This is a genomic window from Bradyrhizobium ferriligni, assembly GCF_056837965.1.
Window position 1 is genome coordinate 77,033 of sequence record NZ_JBXEJO010000010.1, and the last position, 22,544, is coordinate 99,576.

Genomic DNA, 22,544 nt, shown 5'->3' on the forward strand with positions numbered 1-22,544 from the left:
AAAGAGCCGGCCGCGCGATGCACGGCCGGCCCAAATTCGGGGTCGGAAACGGATAGGGTTACTCGGCGGCCAGCGACTTCTGGCGCAGGGGCAGGCCGAGACGGTCCCAGACCTGGAGCAGCGCCTCGGCCAGCGCGTCGATCAGGCCGTCGTCATGGTAGGGCGAGGGCGTGATGCGCAGCCGCTCGGTGCCCTTGGCGACCGTCGGATAGTTGATCGGCTGGATATAGATGCCGTGGTCCTCGAGCAGCAGGTCGGAGGCCCGCTTGCACTTCTCGGGATCGCCGACGAACAGCGGCACGATATGGGTGTCGCTCGACATGACCGGCAGGCCGGCGGCGGTCAGGATCGCCTTGGTGCGGGCGGCACGGTCCTGGTGGCGCTCGCGCTCCCAGTTCGAGGTCTTCAGGTGCCGGATCGCAGCCGTCGCGGCCGAGCAGATTGCCGGCGGCAGCGCGGTGGTGAAGATGAAGCCCGGCGCATAGGAGCGCACCGCGTCGATAACCTCGGCGCGGCCTGCAATGTAGCCGCCGAGGCAGCCGAACGCTTTTGCCAGCGTGCCCTCGACGATATCGATCCGGTGCATCACGCCGTCGCGCTCGGCGATGCCGCCGCCGCGCGGGCCGTACATGCCGACCGCATGCACTTCGTCGAGATAGGTCATGGCGCCGTATTGCTCGGCGAGATCGCAGATCTTGCCGAGCGGCGCGACGTCGCCGTCCATCGAATAAAGGCTCTCGCAGACGATCAGCTTCGGCCGATCGGGACCGGCGGCGATCAGGAGCTCCTCGAGATGCGCGACGTCGTTGTGGCGGAAGATCTGGCGCTCGCAGCCGGCCTGGCGCACGCCCTCGATCATCGAATTGTGGTTCAGCGCGTCCGAAAGGATCAGGCAGTTCGGGATCAGCTTGGCGAGCGTCGAGATGCCGGTCTGATTCGAGACATAGCCCGAGGTGAACAGCAGCGAGGCTTCCTTGCCGTGGAGGTCGGCGAGTTCCGCCTCGAGCTGCACCAGCGGGTGATGGGTGCCCGCGATGTTGCGGGTGCCGCCGGCGCCGGTGCCGACCCGGGTCGCGGTCTCGACCATGGCGCCGACCACCTTGGGGTGCTGGCCCATGCCGAGATAGTCGTTGGAGCACCAGATCACGACGTTGCGGCTGCCTCTCGGCGAATGCCAGGTCGCGTGCGGGAAGCGTCCCGCGATCCGCTCGAGGTCGGCGAACACCCGGTAGCGCCGCTCGTCGTGCAGGCGGTTGAGGGCGGTATTGAAGAACTGGCTGTAATCCATCGGCAAACCCAGAAAGCGGAACCTGACCGGAATGATTGCTTCTTCTTAGAGCTTTTCCAGCTCTAATGTCCATGCATTGACCCACATCTGGGCATGCGCCGCAGTTGGGCAAATTGCCCTAGCCGGGGCCGTTCGGCTTGATTTCGGTCAAATCGCCGGGCGATGCCTTGCCGCCCGGCCGGCTTCAGGTCGTCTTGAAGCGCAGCATGCCGTCGGCGTGCATCTCCGCCGTCAGGCGGCCCTCGACCAGCATGTAGTTGACATGGGCGACCAGCTCGCCGGCGGCAAAACCCATCTGGTGCTCGTCCAGCACGTGCTTGTGGAACACCACCGGCACCAGCTCCTTGGAGGTCTGCGGCACCTCGCGGCAGGCCTCGGCGATCAGTCGGCAGCGCTCCTCATGATGATCGGCGAGCTGCTTGATCCGGGTCTTCAGCCCGTAGAACGGCACGCCGTGGCCGGGCAGCACCATCACGTCGTAGGGCAGGGTGGTGGTCAGGCTCGCCAGCGAAGCCAGATATTCGCCGAGCGAGTTCTGCTCGGGCTCGACCGCCCAGACGCTGACATTGGGCGAGATCTTGCTCAGCACCTGGTCGGCGGACAGGAACAGCTTGTCGGCCGCGCAATACAGCATCACCTGGTCGAGCGCGTGGCCGCCGCCGGTGATCACCTTGAAGCGCCGCGTGCCGATCACGACCTCGTCGCCATGGGTGAGGCGGTGATAGGACGGCGGCAGCACCGAGACGCGCTTCAAATAGTCCTGGCCGCGGCCGAGCAGTTTTTCGGTCAGGTCCTCATCCATGCCGTGGCGGCGGAAGAACAGCCGCTGCGCATTGCGCCGCTCCTCGGTGCCGCGGTTTTGGTGATAGACCGACTGCAGATATTCCACCTGCGACATGAACAACGGGCAGCCGAAGCGCTCGGTGATCCAGCCGGCGAGACCGACATGGTCGGGGTGCGAATGCGTCACGATCAGGCGGGTGACCTTGACGTGCTTCAGCGGCCCCTCGAACAGCGTGGTCCAGGCCGCGATCGATTCCTCATTGCCGAAGCCGGCATCCACCATGGTCCAGCCGTCGCCGTCGGCGAGCAGATAGATGTTCACATGGTTGAGGCGGAACGGCAGCTTCAGCCGCGCCCACAGCACGCCGGGAGCCACCTCCACGACCTGGTCGGGGCCGGGATGGTTCTCCCAGGGGTATCGCAGTGCCTCCGCCGAGGAGTGCACGGGGTCGGTCTTCGTATGCATGCTACCGGCTTAGCGGCACACGGGCCGCCGCGCCAGCCGAAAAATCAGATAGTCGTCCGGAGAATACGTTGATCGAGCGGCCTAAATTCCGTAGCCCGGATGAAGCGAAGCGCAATCCGGGACAGGTCACTTTGTCAAACCTCCCCTTGAAAAGGGGAGGTCGCTTTGCTCGCAGAGCAAAGCGGGTGGGGATCTGTTCTCTCCACATGGAGCGTCGCCTGCGGCTGACCCCCATCCCGACCTTCCCCCTTTCAGGGGGAAGGGGACAAACGGTGGTTCCGGATTCCGCGGCGCTTCATCCGGGCTACGGGATATCGTTGCTACGCCGCGCGGATGTTCGACAGGAAGCCGTCGATCTCCGAGCGCAGCACGTCGGCCTCGCGGCGCAGTGCGTCGGAGGCGCTCAGCACCTCGCCGGCGGCAGAGCCCGCCTCGGCAGAGGCGGTGGAGACGCCGACGATGTTGCTCGACACCTCGCTGGTGCCGCCCGCCGCATGCTGGATGTTGCGGGCGATCTCGCGGGTCGCCGCGCCCTGCTGCTCGACCGCGGCGGCGATCGCGGTGGTGACGTCGTTGATCTCGCCGATCGTGCTCGAGATGTTGCGGATGGCGGAGACGGCCGTCGTCGTCACCTCCTGCATGCTGACGATCTGCTGGCGGATTTCCTCGGTCGCCTTCGCGGTCTGGCTCGCGAGGTTCTTCACCTCGGAGGCGACCACGGCAAAGCCGCGGCCGGCCTCGCCGGCGCGCGCCGCCTCGATGGTGGCGTTGAGCGCGAGCAGATTGGTTTGCGAGGCGATGGTCTGGATCAGGTCGACCACCACACTGATGCGTGCGGCATTGTCGGCGAGCCCCTGCATCGTGCTGTCGGTGGCGCTGGCTTCCTCCACCGCCTTGCGGGCGATCTCCGCCGAGGTGACGACCTGGCGGCCGATCTCCTGGATCGAGGACGACAGCTCCTCGGTGCCGGCCGACACCGTCTGCACGTTGACCGAGGTTTCCTCGGCGGCCGACGCGACGGCGTTGACCAGCGCACTCGACTGGTCGGCGGTCGCCGACATGCTCTGCGCGGTCGACTGCATCGAGTTCGCCGCGGTCTGCAGGCTGCCTAGCGCGCTGCGGACGTTGGACTCGAACGTGACGATCTGCGCTTCCATGCGCGAGGCGCGCTCCGCCTTGGCGCTGCGGTCCTTGTTCTGGTTTTCCGTGAGCTCGCGGCTCTCGACCATGCTCTCGCGGAACACCTGCAGCGCGTCGGCCATGACGGCGATCTCGTCGCGCTGCCGGCTCTGCGGGATTTCGGTGTCGAGGTCGCCGTCGGACAATAGCTGCATCGAGCGCTGCAGGCCGCGGATGCGGCGCAGGATGTTGCGTCCGACATAGAGCCAGACGAACAGGAACGAGCCGACCAGCGTCAGCGCGCCGAGGCCGATCATCACCATGGTCGCGAGCGAGATCTGCTGCCGCGCCTGGAAGGTCGAACTGTCGGTCTCCTTCTGCACCGCGTCGACCAGCTGCTGCACGCTGATGCCGAGCCCGACATTGAGCTTGCGCGTCTCTTCCAGGATGGTCTGGCCGTAGTCGATCGCGTCGAGCTCCTTCTGGCGGATCTTGAACACGCCGGTCTTGCCTTCGCCGAGCACGAGCAGCTGCGAGGCGGTGTCGCGCACCGCAACGATCGCGGGATTGTTCGGCAGGTCCTCGAGGTTGGACTTGACGCGTTCGCGCCCGGCCTTGAACTCGGCCTCGATCGCATCGAGCGTTTCGCTGGAATTGGCCGACAGCGCCGCGGTCATGTCGGCGGCCATCAGATTGCCGGCGGCAAGCACGTTGCTGATCTGGCCGACGGTGCGGGCCGCCTCGGTGGCGTCGTCCGCGGACACCTCGGCCGCGGCGAGGATGGCGTTGAGGCGGGTCTGCGCGTCGAGCATCGCGGGACTTGCGGCGGAGACGAACGCGCCTTGCGCCTTGCGCAGCGCGTTGTACTGCTTGTCGCGCAGCGCGCCGACCTCGAGCCGCTCGCGCGCCGCCGAGATCAGGCTCTTGGTCGCCTCGTCGGTGTTCTTGACGTTCTCCTGCAGCGCGCTGATGACGGATTTGTCGGCGCCGAGCTCGATGATCTCGCCAAGCTTGGCGTTGGTGAGCCGCGCGACGTCCTGCACCTTCTTGGTGCGATCGTTCAGCGCGTCCTCGCTCTGCACGGCGAGCAGGCCGGGACCTTGCGCCGCCAGCGAAGCGCTTTGCGCGGCAAGTTGCAGGCTCGCGGCAAGCCGCGGAATGTCGCGACCGCTGAGATCCGTCATGGTGCCGCCGAGCTGATGCAGCACGATGCCGGCGCCTGCGCTGATCACCAGCGCCATGCCTGCGATCACCGCGAACGCTGCAAACAGGCTGCCCCTGACGCCCATCTGCGGCAGATGGATACGCTTGAGATTTGGATTGCCGAGCTTGAACCGAAACGCCATTGCCCCCGTGCCCCCTGGCCCACTACCTTGGCCACTACTCTTGGATGTTTCCCCGGCGCGGGAGTATCGGTGCGGCCGGTTAACAAAATCGGGAAAATTGCGACCATCTGCGGGATTTTTCAGGGCTGCCGCGCCGTAGCGCCGTCCTGGTTCGCTGTGCGGAATCGATGCTCGCGATATGACGCAAAAAGGCCGGCGTGAGCCGGCCTTTTCCACTATCGGTTGTGGGCAGTATTCTCAGTAGCGGCCGTAAGCGGGGCCGCCGAGGTTGCCGAGATTGAAGCGGTAGTTGAGGCCCGCCTTCACGGTGTGCTCGTCATTGTGGAAGCTGCCGACCGGCACCAGCGCGCCCGGCGCGGTGAAGCGGCTGTCGCCGAAGTCGTAGTACTGGTACTCGACCTTGGCCGACCAGTTCGGCGCGAACATGTATTCGGCGCCGCCGCCGATGGTCCAGCCGTTGCTGTGGTTGTCGCTGAGCGTGAAGCCGACCGGCGCGCCGCCGAGCGTCACCGTTTCGTTGTTGTCGGAATAGGCATACCCGCCCTTCACATAGATCAGGCCCGGGCCCCAGGTGTAGCCGACGCGGCCGGTGATCGAGCCGATGCCGCGCTGGTTGTTGTTGTAGACGTAGCCGCCTGGGAAGATCGCGTTGAGCTGGTGGCCGCCGACCCAGGAATACTGGCCTTCGACGCCGATCACCCACATCGGCGACAGCTGCCAGTCGTAGCCGCCCTGCACGCCGCCCATGAAGCGGGCGTCGGAGTCCGACAGCGCGAGGCCGTTGAAATTGTTGTTCTGGGAGAACACGCCGCCGAGATGGCCGCCGAGATAGAAGCCGGTCCAGTTGTAGAGCGGCGCGGCGTAAACAGGCGCGGGCGCCTTCTGATAGTAGCCACGGTTGAAATCGGCGGCGTTGGCGGTCGCGCCAAAGGCAGCGACGGCAGCCGCGGCGGCTGCGGTTGCGAGCAGGAACTTCTTCATGGGGGCAGTCTCCGGACAAGTCATGAGGCGCAGCGTGAATGGCGCCATCCATGGCGGATGGGTTAGACCGCATTTGAATAAAATGCAGTCACCCGAACGCTGCTCGGAGCGTTAAGTCGCAGCCTTTGCGGCGAAACGTTTTGTTGTGCCTAACGAACGCTTAAGGTGGAATGAAGCAAGGCTTAACGCGGTGCGCGCGGCGCGCATTTCCCGTTAACCAAGCCGCCGGCTAGGCCAGTCGCTTGCGCACGTCGTCGCGCATCTGCTCGCGGAACGCCTGGCGACGCGCGGCGCGATCCCTGACCGGAACGTCGTGGCGATCGAACACGTCGAACTTCTCCAGGATCGGATAGTGCTCGCTCGCCATCGCCAGCACGCGCAGCAGGGCGGCAACCTTCGGGGTCGGGCCGGTGACTTCCCACCTGCGCAGCTTCTCGGCGCCGCCGGCGGCCGACAGCCCGCACAGCTTCGCCATGTCAGCCGCCGTCAGCTCGCGGCCGAGTGCCTCGCCGAGATGTTCGCGTAATTTCTTCAGTTCTGGGCCGGTCACGCTGGGTCCGCTCCGCGATGGCAAAATGTGAAGTGAGTCACATGACGTGCTCGAGGTGCGGGCTATACACCGCGTATGCGACTTCTAAAGCATGATCCGGAAAAGTGCGAAGCGGTTTTCCGAAAAGATCATGCTCAAACAAAGAGCTAAAGCGCGATGACGATTCAACCTAATCTCATCGCGCTTCAGAGCCTTTTCCGTTCCAATTGAATCGGAACGGGGCTCCGGATTCTTGTTTTGACGCGTTTTCATCACGCGAACCGGTCCCCGCTTCGCTCGAAAACGCTTCTGAAGGAAACCATCATGCACGGCATCATCGAAAGCCTCAGCCCCGAACATGATCAGATCGATTGGAAATGGGTCGGCAGTGTGTTCGCGTTCTACGTCGTGCTGACGATCGGCGGGATGAGCGCGCTGCTGGCGCATTGAATCCAGCGCACGGAGATCGCGAGCGGTTGGAATCCATCGTCCGCTAGTGAGTCGCGCCGGATTGGTCGTGAACCCGATCGGCGAGCGTCTTGCGGCCGCGCCGGTTCAGCCAGCCCTGGCCCCAATCCCGAAGTTGCAGCAGCAGCGGACCAAGCGAACGGCCCTCGTCGGTCAGGCTGTACTCCACCTTCGGAGGAATCACCTGATACGCGATCCGCTGGATCAGCCCGTCCTCCTCCAGTTCGCGCAACTGCTTGGTCAGGAGGCGCGGCGTGCAGCCGGTCAAATGGCAGTGCAGCTCGTTGAACCGCTGAGTCCCGTCGAGCAGGTGATAGAGGATCACCGACTTCCACTTGCCATTGATCAGGTTGACTGCCGCTTCCATCGAACAGCCGGGAACCAGATCGTATCGTCTCTGCTTTTGCATATCGTTGACACTACGCTTAAGGATAGTACTGGCCAATTTTTACAGTATAGCGCATTCGGATACTGCCCTCCAGATGGATCAGGCCGCTGACCTCCGTCAGCCGCCATAAACATGAGGAGAGGACGGCGTGTCGAAGAGCGTGAGATTCCATCAGGTCGGCGGCCCGGAGGTGTTGAAGATCGAGACCGTCCCGATCCCTGTGCCGGGCGCGGGCGAGGTTCGCATCAAGACCCGGGCGATTGGGCTGAACCGGGCAGAGGTGATGTACCGGTCAGGCGCCTATGTGTCGGCGCCGGTGTTTCCCGCACGGCTCGGCTATGAGGCCGCCGGCATCGTCGACGCGGTGGGCGATGGCGTCGACGGCTTCGCGGTCGGCGACGCCGTCAGCGTGATCCCGGCGTTCAGCTTTGCCGACTATGGCATGTACGGCGAGGATGTGGTCGCGCCGGCCCGAGCGGTCGTGAAGCATCCGCCTTCGCTGAACTGGGAGATGGCCGCGGCCGTCTGGATGCCCTTCGTCACCGTCTGGGGTGCGTTGATCGACATCGCGAAGCTCACCAAAGGCGATGTCGTGGTGATTCCGGCCGCATCGAGCAGCGTCGGCCTGGCGGCCATTCAGGTCGCTCGCTACGTCGGTGCGTTGCCGGTCGCGCTGTCCCGGACGTCGTCGAAGGCCGATGAGTTGAAAGCCGCAGGCGCGGCGCATGTCATCGCCACCGCCGAACAGGATGTGACCGCCGAATTATTGCGTATCACCGACGGCAAGGGGGCGCGTGTCGTGTTCGATCCGGTCGGCGGTCCGGCGTTCGAGCAGCTGGCGCAAGCAACCGCGGTCGGCGGCATCATCTTCATCTATGGCGCGCTGAGCCCGGACGCGACGCCGCTGCCCCTGATGGCCGTGCTGGGGCGTCACCTGACCATCCGCGGCTATGAGCTGTTCGAGTTCACGTCGCAGGATGACAAGCTCAGGCAAGCGAAGGCGTTCGTGCTTCAGGGGCTCGCCTCCGGGCATTTCAGCCCAAGGATCGCGCGGACCTTCCCGTTCGAGAGCATCGTCGAAGCCCATCGTTTCCTGGAGGCGAATGCGCAGGTCGGCAAGGTGGTGGTGACCGTCTGAGGCCGCGCACCGAGCGCGCGACGAGGCCCTAGATCAGCGCGGGACACCATGGCTCTTCATGATAGTCGAAGCCCGAACCTGACCGGACGACGCGGATCAGGCCGGGGAAGTTGAGATGCGGCCCCGCGATCAAGATGCGCTCTGCGGCCGCCATATCGAGCGTCTTCATGCGCGTTGTGCGGGCCTGATCGGGGTCCGCGTCGAAGGCGATGGTGACGTCCGGCCGCTTGATCTGCACGTCAGGCACGTGCGTGATGTCGCCCCAGACCAGCAACGTGTCGCTTCCCGACGTCACCTTGTAGCCGCCATGGCCCGGCGTGTGTCCGGGAAGAGCAACGAACGCGATGCCAGGTACAGCTTCGCCGCTTCCGATCGGGCGCAGAGCTTTGCCGTAAGCTGCGAAGGCTGCACGGGCGAGCGCGAACATCGGTCGCATGGCCTCCGGCGCGGAGCTGGCGCGCGCGGTATCCGCCCAGAAAGCCAGCTCGACGTCCGACAGGATCAGCTCGGCATTGGCGAACACGGCAGCGCCGTCTGCGCCGACAAGACCGCCGATGTGGTCCGGATGCGCGTGGGTCAACAGCACCGCATCGATGTCGCCGGGAGCAACCCCGGCGGCGGCAAGTGCGCCCGGCAGCTTGCCGCCCCAGCCGTTGAACCCGCCGCCGCCGCTGTCGATCAGGGCGGTGCGGGTCCCGTCCTGCACGAGGAATGCGCTGACGCTGAAGCGCGGATCTGGTGGACGATGCGCAGCCGCAAGCATCGCCTCGGCCTGCGACACGGTGATGTCAGCCAGCAGCTCGAAGCTGAGATCGAGGTAGCCGTCATTCAATACGGTGACGACCGTATCTCCGACGCGGCGGCGATTGAGGCCCGGGGCCTGTGACGTTGGACGGCTGGACATGCGGGTCTCCTGTTGAGAGCATTCCGTTGTCCTCATTCATGAGCCCGCTTCTGCGAGAAGAGAACGCGCCGCCAGGCACGTCAGAATGAACCAGGGGTTTGCAATGGACCGCTTTCTCAGCATGGGAGTCTTCGTCAAGGCCGTCGAACTCGGCTCGTTCGCGGCCGCCGCGAGTGCGTACGGTATCTCGGCGCCGATGGCCGGCAAGCACATCCGTTCCCTTGAAGCGCATCTCGGTACGACCCTGGTGCATCGCACGACCCGCAAGATGGCGCTCAGCGATCTCGGGCGCGCCTATTTCGAGCGCTGCAAGGCCGTGTTGTCGGAAGCGCACGCCGCCGATGCCATGGTCAAGGATCACGTCGGCGCTATCAGGGGAACGCTGCGCGTCACCCTTCCCGTGATCTACGGGCGAATGCTGATCGCGCCGCTGCTGGTCAAGCTCGCGACCAGGCATACCGCGCTTGATCTCGTGCTGTCGTTCAGCGATCGGCCAAGCGATCTGCTTCGCGAGGGCTACGATCTGAGTGTGCGAAGCGGTCTTCCCACCGACGGTGGCGGTCTCATCAGCCGCAAGCTGGCGGAGTATCCGATGGTCGCTTGCGCAGCGCCCGCTTACACCGCCGCGCGGCCGTTGCAGGAACCGGTGCAACTCGCCGACCATGATGGCATCTTCTACAGCCGCTCGGGCCGGCCGCGACCCTGGCGCTTCCCCCGAGAGAGTGGGACCGAGCTCGATGTCATGCCGCGCAAGCGGCTGCTGCTCGACGATCTCCAGGGTATCGCCGACGCGGCCGAGGCAGGCATGGGCTTCGCCTGGTTGCCGCGGTGGCTTATCGAGGGGCGGTTGCAGGCTGGCCGGCTGGTGCCGGTCCTGACCGATCACGCGGCGCTGCGCTTGAGCTACTTCCTGGTCTGGCCGGAGGCGCAGTTCCTGCCACTCCGCACCCGGGTCGCGATCGATGCGATCGCCGAACATCTCGCAGCCGGCGCGCCGCGGGCGGGGCTCAATTTCAGTAAGTGACTGATGTTACAGCGGAAAGGGATGGTGCTGCCAGACAGGATTGAACTGTCGACCTCTCCATTACCAATTTAAGGGTGTATAGGCCGGAAGAGTAACCAAGGGTAAGTTATTGAGAGCCCAAGGGTTTGTTTTTGCTCTATAAATGGACCGGCAGAGTTCGGGAGAGTATGGGAGAGAACGTCCAGTTTTCGCTCCCCCGACGCTCCCCCGGAGGGCACACCCCATGGCGCGGTCGCGGCAGCAAAAGCGTTTTACCCCGCAAAGCATCGAACGGTTGAAGTACGACCCGGCCGCCGCTCCACCGAGCGGGCGGATGGAGATTGAGGACGAAGTCTGCCCTGGGCTTGTCCTTCGCGTCACCCCGCGCGGCGTGAAGTCGTTCAGCGTCATTTACAAGGTGCCGGGAGAGGGCGGCGCCAACAGCAACGGGCGGCTGCTTACCGGAGCCCAGCATCGCATCACCCTAGGGGCGACGCCTCCTCTGGGTTTGACGGAAGCGCGCGAACAGGCCCGGAAGATCATCCAGGCTGCTACGGAAGGGTTCGACCCTCGGAATGAGCGCCGGGAAAAGAACCTCATCCGGCACAGCAATACCTTCACCCTCGCCAGCGAGCGGTTCGTGGAGCTGGAGCTGAAGCCCAACGTGAAGGCGTGGAAGACGATCGGCAGCACGCTCCGGACCCACGTTGGACCTGAATGGGGTGACAAGCCTATCCAAGACATCCGGCGGTCGGACGTCCATGAACTGCTCGATGGGCTCGTTGCGCGCGGCAAGATGCCGATAGCGCGCGAAGTCCGGAAACACCTGTCCCGCTTCTTCAATTGGGCCATTGATCGCGAAATCATCAAGGACAGTCCGGTGCACGGGCTCAAGCGCGGCGACCTTGAGGTTAACGAGGAGGCGGGCAGGGCGCTGACCGATGCAGAGCTCCGCCACGTTTGGCAGGGCGCCGCCTCGCTGGGCTATCCGTTCGGTCCGATGTACCAGCTCCTGATGCTGACCGGACAACGCCGCAACGAATGGGCTGATGCCTCGCGTTCAGAAATCAATGCCGACAAGCGATGGCTGGAGGTGCCAAAGGCACGCTACAAGGGTAAGCGCGACCACATCGTACCGATTGCGGACGAGGCTTGGGCGATCTTCGACGCACTGCCTATCTGGCCCGGCAACGACTACTTCCTGCTCTCGTCACGCGACGGCGCGGTGCCGGTGTCCGGCTTCTCCAAGGCGAAGTTGCGCTTAGATGAAGCAGCACTGTCCGCGATGCAGAAGGATGACCCGGAAGCCAAGCTGGCCTATTTCCGCGTGCATGATTTCCGCGTTACCTGCGAGACCCGCCTCGCTCACCTGGGCTTCAATCAGGAGGTTCGCGACGCTGTCCTCGGGCACGCCAAACCCGGCCTGCAGAAGACATATAATAAGTATGGGTACCTTGAAGAGAAGAAGGCCGCGCTCGCCGCCTACGCACAGCATGTGATGGGGGTCGTGAGGTGAAGAAGCCGTTCACGCCTCGCGATCTCAAGCCGCCGCTGAGCGTGCCGTCTTTGGCTGAGCTGGGCGCCCAGCGAGAGCCACCATTCCCGATGAACCCAGAAGGGGAATGGCTCGATGCCGTAATTCGACAAGTGAACAAAGATGCAGAGCCAAACGGCTGGGTTGTTATACAGCCAGACCTGCGCAAGGCGGTCGACCTCAGTCCACATCGAGACCAGCTCGCTGAGCTGGTCTCAACGTGTGCAGAGGTCTACTTCACCGAGCTGGCAGACTACAAGCTGCGACGCGATCCGGCGGAATGGGCTGAGTTCTGGCAGCAAATAGGCGAGCCTCACCGGAAGGGAAGGCCACCAAAGGATCGGCTCGGCGAGTATTGGCAGTATTGGGAAGCCAAGGAAGGAAACTCTGGCAAGAGCCGAACCAATCCGGATGGACCACCGATCACCCCATTGAACGCCATTGTCCCGCTGGTACGCGATTGGTGGCAGCTGCGCACTGGGCGATCGTTCGCCCCGAAATTCAGCTACGGCAAACAGCAGCCGCGCAAGCCTGTGCAGTACGATCCCAGCTTTTGCAACCCAGCAGCACGGTTGATGATGAACATCACGACTTGGCTCGACAGTGACTATGACTTCAACGCCGCCAGCTCGGCGGTACGATCCCGCGCGATCCCGCGCAAAAAGCGCCGAGTAAGCCCGTAGGGAGTTCGGCAGCCAGCTGCGCTTTAGTCCCTTCCATGCAGCGTGCATGGAAGGAAGTCGGCCATGGCCGAGCGATTTATCAGTGTAAAGCAGGTGCTCGACAGGGTTTGCCTGTCCAAGTCGGTCATATACGACCGGATTAGAGCGGGCACGTTCCCTCGGTCAATTCGTCTGGGCCAGAACAAGGCGGTTTTCCTTGAAAGCGAAATAGATGCCTGGATGTTGGCCCAACGGGACGCGAGCGCGAACGGCAGCAAGCGCAGCAGGAATGCCGTCGCATCGCGCCGGGATCGAAAGGTCTCGGCATGAGTGCTCCGAAGCCTGACAACGAAGCTGCAATAAAATTCCTAAAGCAGGTCTATCCGGACGGGCCTTGGGTGCTCACAGCTATCCGGCCCGATCGCAAGGCCATCGAAACGAGGACGTTCCACGAGCATCAGCAGGGCGCGTTGGCTGATTGGCTGAAGGGATACAACGGGGAGCGAAATATCTATTGGTCAGTCAACCCGCCGCTGCACGACCTTAACAAGAAGGCAGAGCGCGAGGACATTAAAGAGGTTGCGTTTTTGCACGTGGACATTGATCCGCGCGCTGGCGAGGACCTAGAGGCCGAGCGCGCACGTTGTAAGGCCTTGCTCGGCGACAAGCTCCCTCTGGGCGTTCCGGCGCCGACGGCTGTTGTGTTTTCGGGCGGAGGCTATCAGGCGTTCTGGAAACTAGAGCGGCCCATTCCGATTAAGGGTGATCTCACGTTGGCGGAGGATGCCAAGCGTTACAACCAGCAGCTCGAAATTCTCTTCGGTGGTGACAACTGCCACAACATCGACCGCATTATGCGGCTGCCCGGCACGATCAATCTGCCGGATGAGCGAAAGCTGAAGAAAGGCCGCGTCCCGGAGCTCGCTACCCTCGTCTCCTGGGCACCGGAGGCCATCTACCCTCTGACCAAGTTCACCCAAGCCCAGGCGGTGCAGTCCCCCGACCTCAAGGGGTTCACATCCCCTGAGCGCGCGATCAAGATCAGCGGCAACATCGAGCGGCTGGCTGACATCAACGAGCTCGATCAGTGGAACGTCCCCGACCGGGTGAAGGTCATCTGCGTGCAGGGTCGGCATCCGGACGAGCCTAAGGAGGGCGACAACAGCCGCTCCATGTGGGTGTTCGACGCTTGCTGCCAGCTCGTGCGCTGCAATGTGCCGGATGCGGTGATCTTCTCCATCCTCACCGATCCGGACTTTGCCATCAGCGAAAGCATTCTGGAGAAGGGCAGCAACTCCGAGCGATACGCGCTGCGGCAGATCGAGCGCGCGAAGGAAGAGGTCGTTGACCCGTGGCTCCGCAAGCTGAACGAGAAGTACGCGGTGATCCGCAACATCGGTGGGAAGTGCCGCGTGATTGAAGAGGTGGAAGACCCGGCGCTGCAGCGGAGTCGTCTCACCCGCATGTCCTTTGAGGACTTCTCCAACGCTTGGCGCAACAAGCTGGTCCAGGTGGGGTACGACGATAAGAGTAACACCCCGAAGTTCGACAAGGTCGGCAAGTGGTGGCTCGACCACCCTCAGCGCCGTGAGTACAACACCATTGTGTTCGCGCCGAAGCGTGAAGTCGCGGACGCATACAACCTGTGGCAGGGTTTCGCCTACGAGGCGCGACCCGGCGATTGCTCGTTGTTCCTCGATCACGTCAAGCGCAACGTCTGCTCAAACGACGAAGCGACGTTCACTTACCTTATGGGCTGGATGGCGCGCTGCGTGCAGATGCCGGCACGCCCAGGAGAGGTGGCGATCGTGTTGCGCGGCGGCAAGGGTGTAGGCAAGTCGTTCTTCGCCAAGCAATTCGGCAAACTGTTTGGCCGCCATTTCCTGCAGGTCAGTCAGTCCAATCACCTTGTGGGCAACTTCAACGCGCACTTGCGGGACGTCCTTGTGCTGTTCGCGGACGAGGCGTTCTTCGCCGGAGACAAGAGGCACGCTTCCGTCCTTAAGACCCTGATCACCGAGGAAACGATTGCTATCGAGGCCAAAGGCGTGGACGTCGAGTCTGCGCCGAATTACGTCCACCTCATCATGGCCTCCAATGACGAGCACGTTGTGCAGGCTTCAACTGATGAGCGGCGCTATCTTTTGCTTGACGTCGGTACAGAGAAGCAGCAGGCGGTGCCCTATTTCAAGGCGATAGCGGAGCAACTCGAAAAGGGCGGCTATGAGGCGCTGCTGCACATGCTCCAGAACTACGACCTTTCTGATTACGAGGTGCGCAACGTGCCCAGCACGGCGGCGTTGGATGATCAGAAGAATGAGTCTTTGAAGGGCTTCGAGCGAATTTGGTTCGATTTGCTGCAGGCTGGCGAATTGCCCGAAGCAGATACGGCCGCCTCTGCGGCGCTTCGGCGACGTGACGATCGACGACCGCGTGTTGCGACCTCCGACCTGCAGAAATATGCGCAGCTAAATCGGCTGTCTGGAGAGAACATTACGCTGAATCAGGTTGCATCGCTGTTCAATGCCATGGGCTTCCTGAAGGACGAGAACAGCAGGCCGCGTTCGTATCAGCTGCCGCCCTTAGACGAAGCGAGGGCCAAGTGGGATCAGCTGCGTGCGCCGGGGAAGTGGGACAGCGCACGGCATTGGGCGGGCACGCGCGGCCCGCTCTCCGACGATGACGATCAACCGTTCTGATTGAGGTGATGTTATGCGTATTCATGAATTGTTGGTTGGGGATCGCCAGCTGGACTTCCCCTATGCTTTGATCAAGGTGCAGTCGCCGAAGTTTCAGCACTGTTGGCTGCCGGTGGCTCGTGGCTATGGACGCCTGGGCGAGGCGGGCTGGACGGACTACGAAATGTGCATCAACGACGCGCTGGTGTTTGCTCGTGACCCGCGCACGTTCGACGACGTGTGGACGACGACGACGGAGAATGCCTGCTTCCTGTATTCGTCGACCAACGAAGCCGCTGCGGACTATCAGGAGCGGCTCGAACGGCTGCTGGCCGAGTATCACTTCTTCCACGGCGATCCTCCGCCGGAGCTCCACTTCGCGCCGCTGGTACGAGGCAATTGAGCCGCCGACCCACCGACCTCGGGAATGGGCCGGTTTTGCTAACCCACAGTAATCGTGTGTTTTCCCCGACCCACCGACTTACCGACCGTTCCACTTGCCCAGGCAGAGAGAACACGGGAGCGACCGTCCAGCTGCTTCCTCTCTATCTCCTCTCTCTTTCTAATAAGTAGGTGAAGTCGGTGTAGTCGGTGAAACTCCACTAGCAGTGAGGTTTCTGGACCACCGACCTTTCCACCGACCACCGACCACCGACCTTGCCCGTGCGAGGCAGGTATTCTCACCTAGCGCACGATTTATTTCCTAGCCAGGGCACAAACCGCACTGGCACTGCCGACCCACCCGAGGTAGGCTCCGGTTACACGCTTGGGGTTGTGTCATGGGCAGTGACCTACTTTACCGCGCGAGCATCATTGTGTTGGGAATAAGCCCCATCGCCATCGTGGCGGTGGCGCTGTTCATGGACAGAGCCAATTAGTCCATTGGGCTCATCGGCTTCGGAATTCAGCCCTCCCGCCGCTAAAAAAGGCGCCTGAGATTGGCTGAAAAACCCAGCGGCGCTGAAGCTTTCTGCGCGCTGTGCTTGTGCGCTGCTCCCCGAGAGCTCCCCCGACTCCCACCAGCTCGCGCTAACCTTCACAGCCACTGAGCATTTCCTCGCTCGGCCTCTCCCTTCCATAGAGAGCGCTCTTTCTGGGCGCCTCGTACCGCACAAGGCTCCGCGCAAAATCCTCCGAGTAAGCCCGGAGTGAAGCCTGCCTGGCGCGAGCGTATCGCTCTGGGCATGACCAAGCCCAAGACCACCAACACCACCAAGACCGCACTCCAGCTCGCGCTGTCCACGCGCGCGGCGCTCGTCACCCGCGCTGGCACCGGCCGAACTGCGCCATGCACGGTCACTCCTGCTGGCCTGAAGGTCATCGAAGCGATGGCCGCAGAGGGGCAGGACCAAGCAACCATTGCGCGGAAGCTCGGCCTCCACCGCAAGACGCTGATGGACATCGTGAAGCGCGATCCCAACGTCGAGGAGGCAATGACCGGTGGCAAGGCATTGCTTGCCGACGAGCTCACGCACCACCTGCTCACTGCTGCGCGCAAGGGCAACGTGGTCGCCGCCATCTACCTGACCAAGGCTCGCCTCGGCTGGGTCGAGGGCGACCGGCCCGAGGCGCGGCCCAACATCATCATAAATTTGCCCGACGCTGCAACGCCCGAAGCCTACCTGCGTGCTGTCAGCGTGATCGAGCAGCCCAAGCCGGTGGAGGATCAGCAATGAGCACCGAGCGGTCGCGCTTCATGTTTCAGCCCGGCGACATGGGTGAGTTCGAACAGGTGCAGGTTGGCGTTGACGCCGATGGCAATCCTGTGTTGGCGCGGCAGTGCGTTCGTCCACCGCTCTACACCGGCGGCACCGACGTCGACGGCACGGCCACCCTTGCTCGAAAGCCAACGTTATGAGCAGCATCATCGCACCCACGCCGTATCAGTCCACCGTGCTGTCGGTTCCGGAGAACTGGAATTTGCTCATGGCCGGTGGCCGTGGTGGCGGCAAATCAACCGGCGCGTTGCTGCTGGTGCTGCGCCATGTCGAGAAGTACGGTGAGGACGCACGTCCGCTCATCATCCGCGAGACGCACAAGGCAACGCAGGAGTTGGAAGAGCAGCTGGACAGCCTGCTCACCACCGCCTACGGCAAGGGCGTTCGGCACAACCGCGCAGAGCACACATTCAGGTTGCCCAACGGTGCGATTGTCGAATGCGGTCAGCTCGACGGTCCGAACGCATATAAGAAGTATCAGGGACGATCCTTCACGCTCCCGATCATCGACGAGTTCGGGCTGCTGGCCGACCGCCGATGGGTTGACCTGCTGAAATCGAACTTGCGCGGCGCCGAAGGCATCCCGCTCCGCGAGGTCCGCACCGCCAACCCGGGCGGACCATTGCATGCGCTCATCCATCAAAACTTCATCGCGCGACAACTCGCCTGGCACCCGTATGAGCTGGACGGCGAAACGTGGGTGAACTGCCCATCAACATTGATCCACAATCCACATCTCGATCACGAGGACTACAAGCGGCGCCTTCGGGCAGCGTGCGGTAACGACGAAGAGCTGTTCCGGGCCTGGATCAACGGCGATTGGAACATCGCACGCGGTGCCTTCTTCGGCGGCACGCTCGACGAGAAGGTCCACATGCTTCCCGTGGCGTGGCCCTATCCCGTTACGAAGGCTTGGCGCTCGTACCTCGCGATGGATTGGGGCAGCTCCGCTCCTTCGGTCACCTACGTCTGCCTGAAGGCACCGGGCGACATCGGGCCATTCCCCCGTAACTCGCTCATCCTCTTGGATGAGCTAGCTACGGTTGACCCGAACGATCCCAACGAGGGATTGCGCTGGCCTCCGGGCAAGTTGGCCGAAGCAATCCTTGAGATGTGCGGACGGTGGGGTGCGAACACATACGGCGTCGGCGATGACGCCGCAGGTTTGCAGGATACACTCCTCCAAGTTCTGTACGAGCTCGGCGTGAACCTCCAGCGGCCCCAGAAGCAACGCGTCGCTGGCTGGTCCACGATGCGGCAGCTCCTCCACAACGCCAAGGAGCGGAATGGTCGTCCCGGCATGTGGATCACCGCACGCTGCAAATATTTCTGGCAGACCGTGCCGTTCATCCAGCGCGATCCCTCACGTCCTGAAGATGTGCTGACAACCGGTCCGGATCACGCGGCCGATGCCGCGCGCTACGCCGCGATGGAGCACCAGCAGACGTCTGGGCAGAACAACGTCCGCGACCACCTGCGCCCACACCTTCATCACCCGCTCGATGGCCCCGACGTTTACAGCACCGACCTGGGCAATCCCTACCGACAATAGGAGCCGACTATGTTCGAACCACTCACACCAATCCGTACTGACGTGCCGATTAGCATGCACCCTGACTCCTTCTCGGCCGACACGAGTAAGGCGCTGGAGCAGGAAGGCACCCTGGGCGTTTTCGCGTACTCAGCCGCACGCGAAGCGCTCAAGGTTTGCTACGAGCGTTTCGCTCAGCTGAATGACGCGCAAAACTCGATCCGCGAGGCGGAGCCGCTCACGGTTGCGCAGGCCAAGAGAGCCCAGCGAGCGGGGCACGACGTGCGGATGGTGAACGGGGTTCCCACGCTCGTTGCCTTCAGCGACGAACTGGTCGAAGCCGCCCGGCAAGCCTTGGCCGACGTCTTGCCGTCGGTCGATCGCAAGATGAAGGAACTGAAAGGCCTTCACGAGACGCTTGGCAAGCGCGTTGCCGAAGCAATCGACAATCCCAGCCGCAAGACGGCCGAAGGAACAGCGTTGGCGGCCGAGGTGCGCGCCTACGTCAAGAGCCTGCCCGACGGCGATCGCATGTCTTTTTGCATGCAAGCCGTGACGGACGGTGACAAAGCCACCGTTGCTGCGATCCTGCATGCCCAACCCTTCCTCTCTGGGCTCAATCAGGCCGCGCAAGACGCCATCCGGAAGCGGGCAGCGGCGCAGTTCGCACCTGTTGATTCCGCGCAGTACGAGGCAACCGCTAAGACCATCGAGCGCGTGATGGACGCTGGCAACCGGCTTACCGCCCGCTACGGCGAAGTCATCAACCGACCTGAGTCTCCTCGTGCGGTTGCCGCGAAGAAGGTGCGCGCGCTGGCCGGCAAATGATTGACGCTCGCATATCCAGCATCAACTTCAAGGCGCAGCGTAAGCCCTGGACAGAGCTCCGTGTGGGAATGACCCTCGCGGAGGTCTTCGCCCTGGGCATTGAAGGCCATCGTGTATGCGAGCGATTGGCGTGTCACCTCTTGGCCTTCGATCCACCGATCTCTCGAGCCCAGGTGAGGGCTGAATACAACGCCATTGATCCATACAGCACTGAGAAACGTCGCGCGCTGGCGCGCGAGCAGGTCCGCAGGCGGAACGCCAGCAAGACGAAGCGCAATTGCATGTGCTGCCAGAAAGCCTTTCCATCTGAGGGCCGCCACAACCGCATGTGCGAGGCTTGCAGGAAACGTGGCTACCCGCTCTGGTAAAATTCTCCGAGTAAGCCCGTAGGGTATTCCGCTCGACCACGCATTACCAACGCTGCGGCACCGATGACATTCCGTCGTCGGGCAAGTTGGAGCGAACAATGAAACGCGAATTCAAGCCGCTGATCCGTTACATCAGGTCCTATGACCGACGCGTCATGGTCCGTGTGCAACCCGGGTGCTTCGTGAACCTGCGCGCAGCGCGTCGCCTGGGCTTGGTCGCTCGACCTAGGCGCCAAGCTTAGCGTGCCGGATTAGTTTGATGCTTGAATGGGTCGAAGGCTTGGTGGGGGACAGGAGACAAAATCGAGTTCGGCTTGGCGACGGCGTTCCACCTGGGTTTCTTACCCCATTTGTCTGAACCAATCTCGAAGTCCTAGATGAAGCCGAAGAACCTCGTCCGGAGCTAGTGGTTTGCAGTGAGCAATAGGCGCACGAAGGGAGTTTAAGCTTCCAAGAATCTTTTGGACCGCTGATATGTCTCTCAAAGTATCTCCAAAAATAGTCCAATTAGCTTTGAGGATTTCACCGAGTTCACCGAAATTGGAATAATCGATCATCACCTCGGAGCGAAGTGTGACCCCAGCCGCAACCTCTTTGGCACGGTTTTTGTTGGCATTGTCCCGTACATTGGGTGGAACGACCGTGTCCCACCAACTCTCGCCATGGGCCTCTTCGAGGCGATCGCTTATCAGTTGGCGAATCGAATTCTCTAGACAGTAAAAGATCGCAAAATGCTGGGCCATGGCGTCCGCCTCCTCGCGAAGCTTCTGCGAAAATTGCGGATAGAATTGTTCCTCGGGCGTTGCCTTACTCGGTTTTTTGCGATGCCCCAGATCGATGCTGTGCTCCGATTCAACGCGCTGAATATCGGACTCAATACTCAGGTTGTTCAAGCCGAACAGCCGGATTGCGTCTGTAGGTTTCACGTCAGCCCCGCAGCAAATGTTCTTTCAACGATTTAAAGATGGCGTTGAACACTTCAGGATTCGTCGTCTCAGGCAAATTCAAGTTGATAGTGTAGCCTACCTTGAATTCCACATTTTCGGCCAAGTCCGGCCTGCGTTTCGTCTCGGGCGCAGGGTCGGAAGTCGAATTCGGCGTGGTGACTATCGCTTTGTCCTTCGTGGGGTGTTCGGCTTCCGGTTTGCCGTCGAAATCAGCTGCTTCCTTTAAGTTCCAGAACGTCGAAACAATGTACTTGGAAACTGAGCTGTCCTTCTCCTGACCGGTTATCTCAGTCACAAGGGAAGCTAGTTTTTCTTTGCTAAGGTGATGAGCGTACTCGTTGCGCTCGAATAGAGCGGAATATGCATTGCGTACACCCTCGGCCAGCGCGAGCGCCTTGGTGTCATCGTTGCGATACTGATCGTAAAGTCTTGTTGGAGTACCGTCCTGCTCAAGGAAGCGCATGCGCTTGAGCATCGGCAAAAATGCTTGGTAGTTTCCGCCGTTGAACCCCAGCACAGTTGCAAGATAATCCTGCGTGAACCGCTCTGGGCGCTTGGCTTCATCTATCTTCGCCAGAATCTTTGGAACGGCACCGGGGAGTGCCATGTACGGAAGCTTTGCAACCATTGGTTCCTCGCAAACTGAATCAGCGACGATCGTTCATACGCGAACGGGCGGCATTTCCGCCGCCCGCCGTATCAACTCAATTACGCGGAACGCTTCGAAGCTGCAATTTGCCTGCTTCCAAGGTGCGTCTTCTCCTTCAGCACATGATTCACGGCGCGCACATTGATTTCATATGCGGCAGCAATCTGATGCTGGTATTGACCACTCCACGAACGCAGCCAAACGTCGACAGCTTCGTCGTCCGTGAACTTCGTTTTATTCAAGAGCGCAGTCCTTCTATCGGACCTCTTGACCTATTCGAGTCACTGACGCACTGTTACGTCGATGACGCTGAAATGGCCTTCGAGGCCTCAGTGGATGACATGAGAAAGAGCCGAGGTTTCCTGGGGAGGAGGGCTCGGTTTTTTTCATGAGCGGCGATTCGGCCGCCACGGGACAATTTACACTGACGCCCTGCGGGAGTCCTGTTTTGTTCCCCTTCTCCCGGTTATTCACACCCTTCCAGCGCTGTGCGGCCCTACGGGCTAAATCAAACTGCTCTGGTCTTGCTCATCTCGTTGAGAGGCGCGCTCCCCCGCTCGCTCCCCCGCCGGTCGCGCGAAAAACCCCGCTGTACGGCGGAGTCCCTAAGTTATTGCTTTGATGAAAGAAATGGTGCTGCCAGACAGGATTGAACTGTCGACCTCTCCATTACCAATGGAGTGCTCTACCACTGAGCTACGGCAGCATGCCCGGGAATTAGAATCGGCCCCTCGAGGCCCGTCCAAGCGGGGCGGTTCTTGCCACAAGGCCCCCTCAGGCGCAAGCAAAAGGGTGGCCGTGAAATCCGCGGAAATTCACACCTCGCGCCAGCGATCGCTTCGGATCTGGCCGATCGCGGCCTGATTGGGTTCCCGATCGCCCTTTTACCGCGAATCGTGCCGCGTCATGCAACTGGCCGACCGGGCAGGGTGCGCCAGCGCTGTCCATTGGATATGGTCGCGTCTGCGCAGGCCGTCGGCGGTTCGAGAGTTCTAGAATGACAGGCGATCAGGACAGAGGCGGCGGGCAGGCCGGAGCCCGCGTGAAGGATTCACGACAGGATCGTCTGAAGCTGGCGCTGCGCGAAAATCTGAAGCGACGGAAATCGCAGGCGCGCGGTCGCGAGGATGTGGCTTCCGAACCAGCCGATGGCTCGCTAGATGACGCCGGCGGAAACGAGCCGCGCCGTTAAACACGGTTCGTGCGCATTGTTAAA

Annotated in this window: 23 protein-coding genes and 1 tRNA gene; 13 read left to right on the forward strand and 11 right to left on the reverse strand. The window is 62.2% G+C overall.

Translation table 11 applies throughout. The features are described from left to right. Positions 1-58 precede the first annotated feature (58 nt). From hemA to AC1VNY_RS08065, 5 genes are all read right to left on the reverse strand, one after another. Positions 59-1,288 carry a 5-aminolevulinate synthase gene (gene hemA / locus AC1VNY_RS08045; RefSeq protein WP_482404776.1) on the reverse strand — a complete coding sequence of 410 codons (1,230 nt, stop codon included), beginning with the start codon at positions 1,286-1,288 and terminating at the stop codon, positions 59-61. 184 nt (positions 1,289-1,472) lie between these two features. Further along, positions 1,473-2,537, reverse strand: a complete 1,065-nt coding sequence (locus tag AC1VNY_RS08050; RefSeq protein WP_028338944.1) for an MBL fold metallo-hydrolase — start codon at positions 2,535-2,537, stop codon at positions 1,473-1,475. Between the two features lie 320 nt (positions 2,538-2,857). Continuing rightward, on the reverse strand, positions 2,858-5,002 hold the full coding sequence (locus AC1VNY_RS08055; RefSeq protein WP_482404777.1) for a methyl-accepting chemotaxis protein: 2,145 nt from the start codon (positions 5,000-5,002) through the stop codon (positions 2,858-2,860). Positions 5,003-5,239: 237 nt separating this feature from the next. Then, positions 5,240-5,983 (reverse strand): outer membrane protein, encoded by a 744-nt coding sequence (locus AC1VNY_RS08060; protein ID WP_482404778.1) that lies wholly within the window; start codon positions 5,981-5,983, stop codon positions 5,240-5,242. A gap of 229 nt (positions 5,984-6,212) precedes the next feature. Further along, positions 6,213-6,533 carry a hypothetical protein gene (locus AC1VNY_RS08065; protein ID WP_028338941.1) on the reverse strand — a complete coding sequence of 107 codons (321 nt, stop codon included), beginning with the start codon at positions 6,531-6,533 and terminating at the stop codon, positions 6,213-6,215. Between the two features lie 303 nt (positions 6,534-6,836). Here AC1VNY_RS08065 and AC1VNY_RS08070 point away from each other — a divergent pair, with 303 nt between their 5' ends. After that, complete coding sequence (locus tag AC1VNY_RS08070) at positions 6,837-6,962, forward strand: hypothetical protein (protein ID WP_276487141.1); 126 nt, start codon at positions 6,837-6,839, stop codon at positions 6,960-6,962. A 43-nt stretch (positions 6,963-7,005) separates the two neighbouring features. Here the strand turns inward: AC1VNY_RS08070 and AC1VNY_RS08075 are convergent, their stop codons facing one another. Next, positions 7,006-7,347: a winged helix-turn-helix transcriptional regulator gene (locus AC1VNY_RS08075; protein WP_482404779.1), complete on the reverse strand. Its 342-nt coding sequence runs from the start codon at positions 7,345-7,347 to the stop codon at positions 7,006-7,008. A gap of 169 nt (positions 7,348-7,516) precedes the next feature. Here AC1VNY_RS08075 and AC1VNY_RS08080 point away from each other — a divergent pair, with 169 nt between their 5' ends. Then, positions 7,517-8,506 (forward strand): zinc-dependent alcohol dehydrogenase family protein, encoded by a 990-nt coding sequence (locus AC1VNY_RS08080; RefSeq protein ID WP_482404780.1) that lies wholly within the window; start codon positions 7,517-7,519, stop codon positions 8,504-8,506. Positions 8,507-8,534: 28 nt separating this feature from the next. Here AC1VNY_RS08080 and AC1VNY_RS08085 read toward each other — a convergent pair whose 3' ends face one another. Next, positions 8,535-9,410: an MBL fold metallo-hydrolase gene (locus AC1VNY_RS08085; RefSeq protein WP_482404781.1), complete on the reverse strand. Its 876-nt coding sequence runs from the start codon at positions 9,408-9,410 to the stop codon at positions 8,535-8,537. A gap of 103 nt (positions 9,411-9,513) precedes the next feature. On the opposite strand from AC1VNY_RS08085, the gene AC1VNY_RS08090 reads away from it, so the two are divergent. The 10 genes from AC1VNY_RS08090 (at position 9,514) to AC1VNY_RS08135 (ending at position 19,364) form a co-directional block, all read left to right on the forward strand. Further along, complete coding sequence (locus AC1VNY_RS08090) at positions 9,514-10,434, forward strand: LysR substrate-binding domain-containing protein (RefSeq protein ID WP_482404782.1); 921 nt, start codon at positions 9,514-9,516, stop codon at positions 10,432-10,434. Positions 10,435-10,657: 223 nt separating this feature from the next. Then, positions 10,658-11,929, forward strand: coding sequence for a tyrosine-type recombinase/integrase (locus AC1VNY_RS08095; protein WP_482404783.1), 1,272 nt, complete (start codon positions 10,658-10,660; stop codon positions 11,927-11,929). Next, positions 11,926-12,630 carry a hypothetical protein gene (locus AC1VNY_RS08100; protein ID WP_482404784.1) on the forward strand — a complete coding sequence of 235 codons (705 nt, stop codon included), beginning with the start codon at positions 11,926-11,928 and terminating at the stop codon, positions 12,628-12,630. The genes AC1VNY_RS08095 and AC1VNY_RS08100 overlap by 4 nt, the downstream gene beginning before the upstream one ends. Before the next feature lie 63 nt (positions 12,631-12,693). Next, the gene (locus AC1VNY_RS08105; protein WP_482404785.1) at positions 12,694-12,939 is read left to right on the forward strand and encodes a helix-turn-helix transcriptional regulator; all 246 of its coding nucleotides are present in this window, start codon (positions 12,694-12,696) and stop codon (positions 12,937-12,939) included. Continuing rightward, the gene (locus tag AC1VNY_RS08110; protein ID WP_482404786.1) at positions 12,936-15,308 is read left to right on the forward strand and encodes a DUF5906 domain-containing protein; all 2,373 of its coding nucleotides are present in this window, start codon (positions 12,936-12,938) and stop codon (positions 15,306-15,308) included. Before AC1VNY_RS08105 ends, AC1VNY_RS08110 begins: the two co-directional genes overlap by 4 nt. Before the next feature lie 13 nt (positions 15,309-15,321). Continuing rightward, positions 15,322-15,690, forward strand: a complete 369-nt coding sequence (locus AC1VNY_RS08115; protein WP_482404787.1) for a hypothetical protein — start codon at positions 15,322-15,324, stop codon at positions 15,688-15,690. Positions 15,691-16,471: 781 nt separating this feature from the next. Continuing rightward, entirely contained in the window at positions 16,472-16,963 is a 492-nt protein-coding gene (locus AC1VNY_RS08120; RefSeq protein ID WP_482404788.1) for a hypothetical protein, read from the forward strand. After that, positions 16,960-17,145, forward strand: coding sequence for a hypothetical protein (locus tag AC1VNY_RS08125; protein WP_482404789.1), 186 nt, complete (start codon positions 16,960-16,962; stop codon positions 17,143-17,145). The genes AC1VNY_RS08120 and AC1VNY_RS08125 overlap by 4 nt, the downstream gene beginning before the upstream one ends. Beyond that, the gene (locus AC1VNY_RS08130) at positions 17,142-18,557 is read left to right on the forward strand and encodes a hypothetical protein (protein ID WP_482404790.1); all 1,416 of its coding nucleotides are present in this window, start codon (positions 17,142-17,144) and stop codon (positions 18,555-18,557) included. The genes AC1VNY_RS08125 and AC1VNY_RS08130 overlap by 4 nt, the downstream gene beginning before the upstream one ends. Positions 18,558-18,566: 9 nt before the next feature. Then, positions 18,567-19,364, forward strand: coding sequence for a hypothetical protein (locus AC1VNY_RS08135; protein ID WP_482404791.1), 798 nt, complete (start codon positions 18,567-18,569; stop codon positions 19,362-19,364). 709 nt (positions 19,365-20,073) lie between these two features. On the opposite strand, the gene AC1VNY_RS08140 is transcribed toward AC1VNY_RS08135, so the two are convergent. From AC1VNY_RS08140 to AC1VNY_RS08155, 4 genes are all read right to left on the reverse strand, one after another. Continuing rightward, positions 20,074-20,658, reverse strand: a complete 585-nt coding sequence (locus tag AC1VNY_RS08140; protein WP_482404792.1) for a Swt1 family HEPN domain-containing protein — start codon at positions 20,656-20,658, stop codon at positions 20,074-20,076. A gap of 1 nt (position 20,659) precedes the next feature. Beyond that, positions 20,660-21,307 carry a DUF5343 domain-containing protein gene (locus AC1VNY_RS08145; RefSeq protein WP_482404793.1) on the reverse strand — a complete coding sequence of 216 codons (648 nt, stop codon included), beginning with the start codon at positions 21,305-21,307 and terminating at the stop codon, positions 20,660-20,662. A gap of 80 nt (positions 21,308-21,387) precedes the next feature. Beyond that, the gene (locus AC1VNY_RS08150) at positions 21,388-21,570 is read right to left on the reverse strand and encodes a hypothetical protein (protein ID WP_482404794.1); all 183 of its coding nucleotides are present in this window, start codon (positions 21,568-21,570) and stop codon (positions 21,388-21,390) included. A 389-nt stretch (positions 21,571-21,959) separates the two neighbouring features. After that, positions 21,960-22,034, reverse strand: a tRNA-Thr gene (locus AC1VNY_RS08155). Between the two features lie 291 nt (positions 22,035-22,325). Between AC1VNY_RS08155 and AC1VNY_RS08160 the strand changes: the two genes are divergently transcribed. Continuing rightward, positions 22,326-22,520, forward strand: coding sequence for a hypothetical protein (locus tag AC1VNY_RS08160; RefSeq protein ID WP_225160827.1), 195 nt, complete (start codon positions 22,326-22,328; stop codon positions 22,518-22,520). The last annotated feature ends 24 nt before the right edge of the window (positions 22,521-22,544 follow it).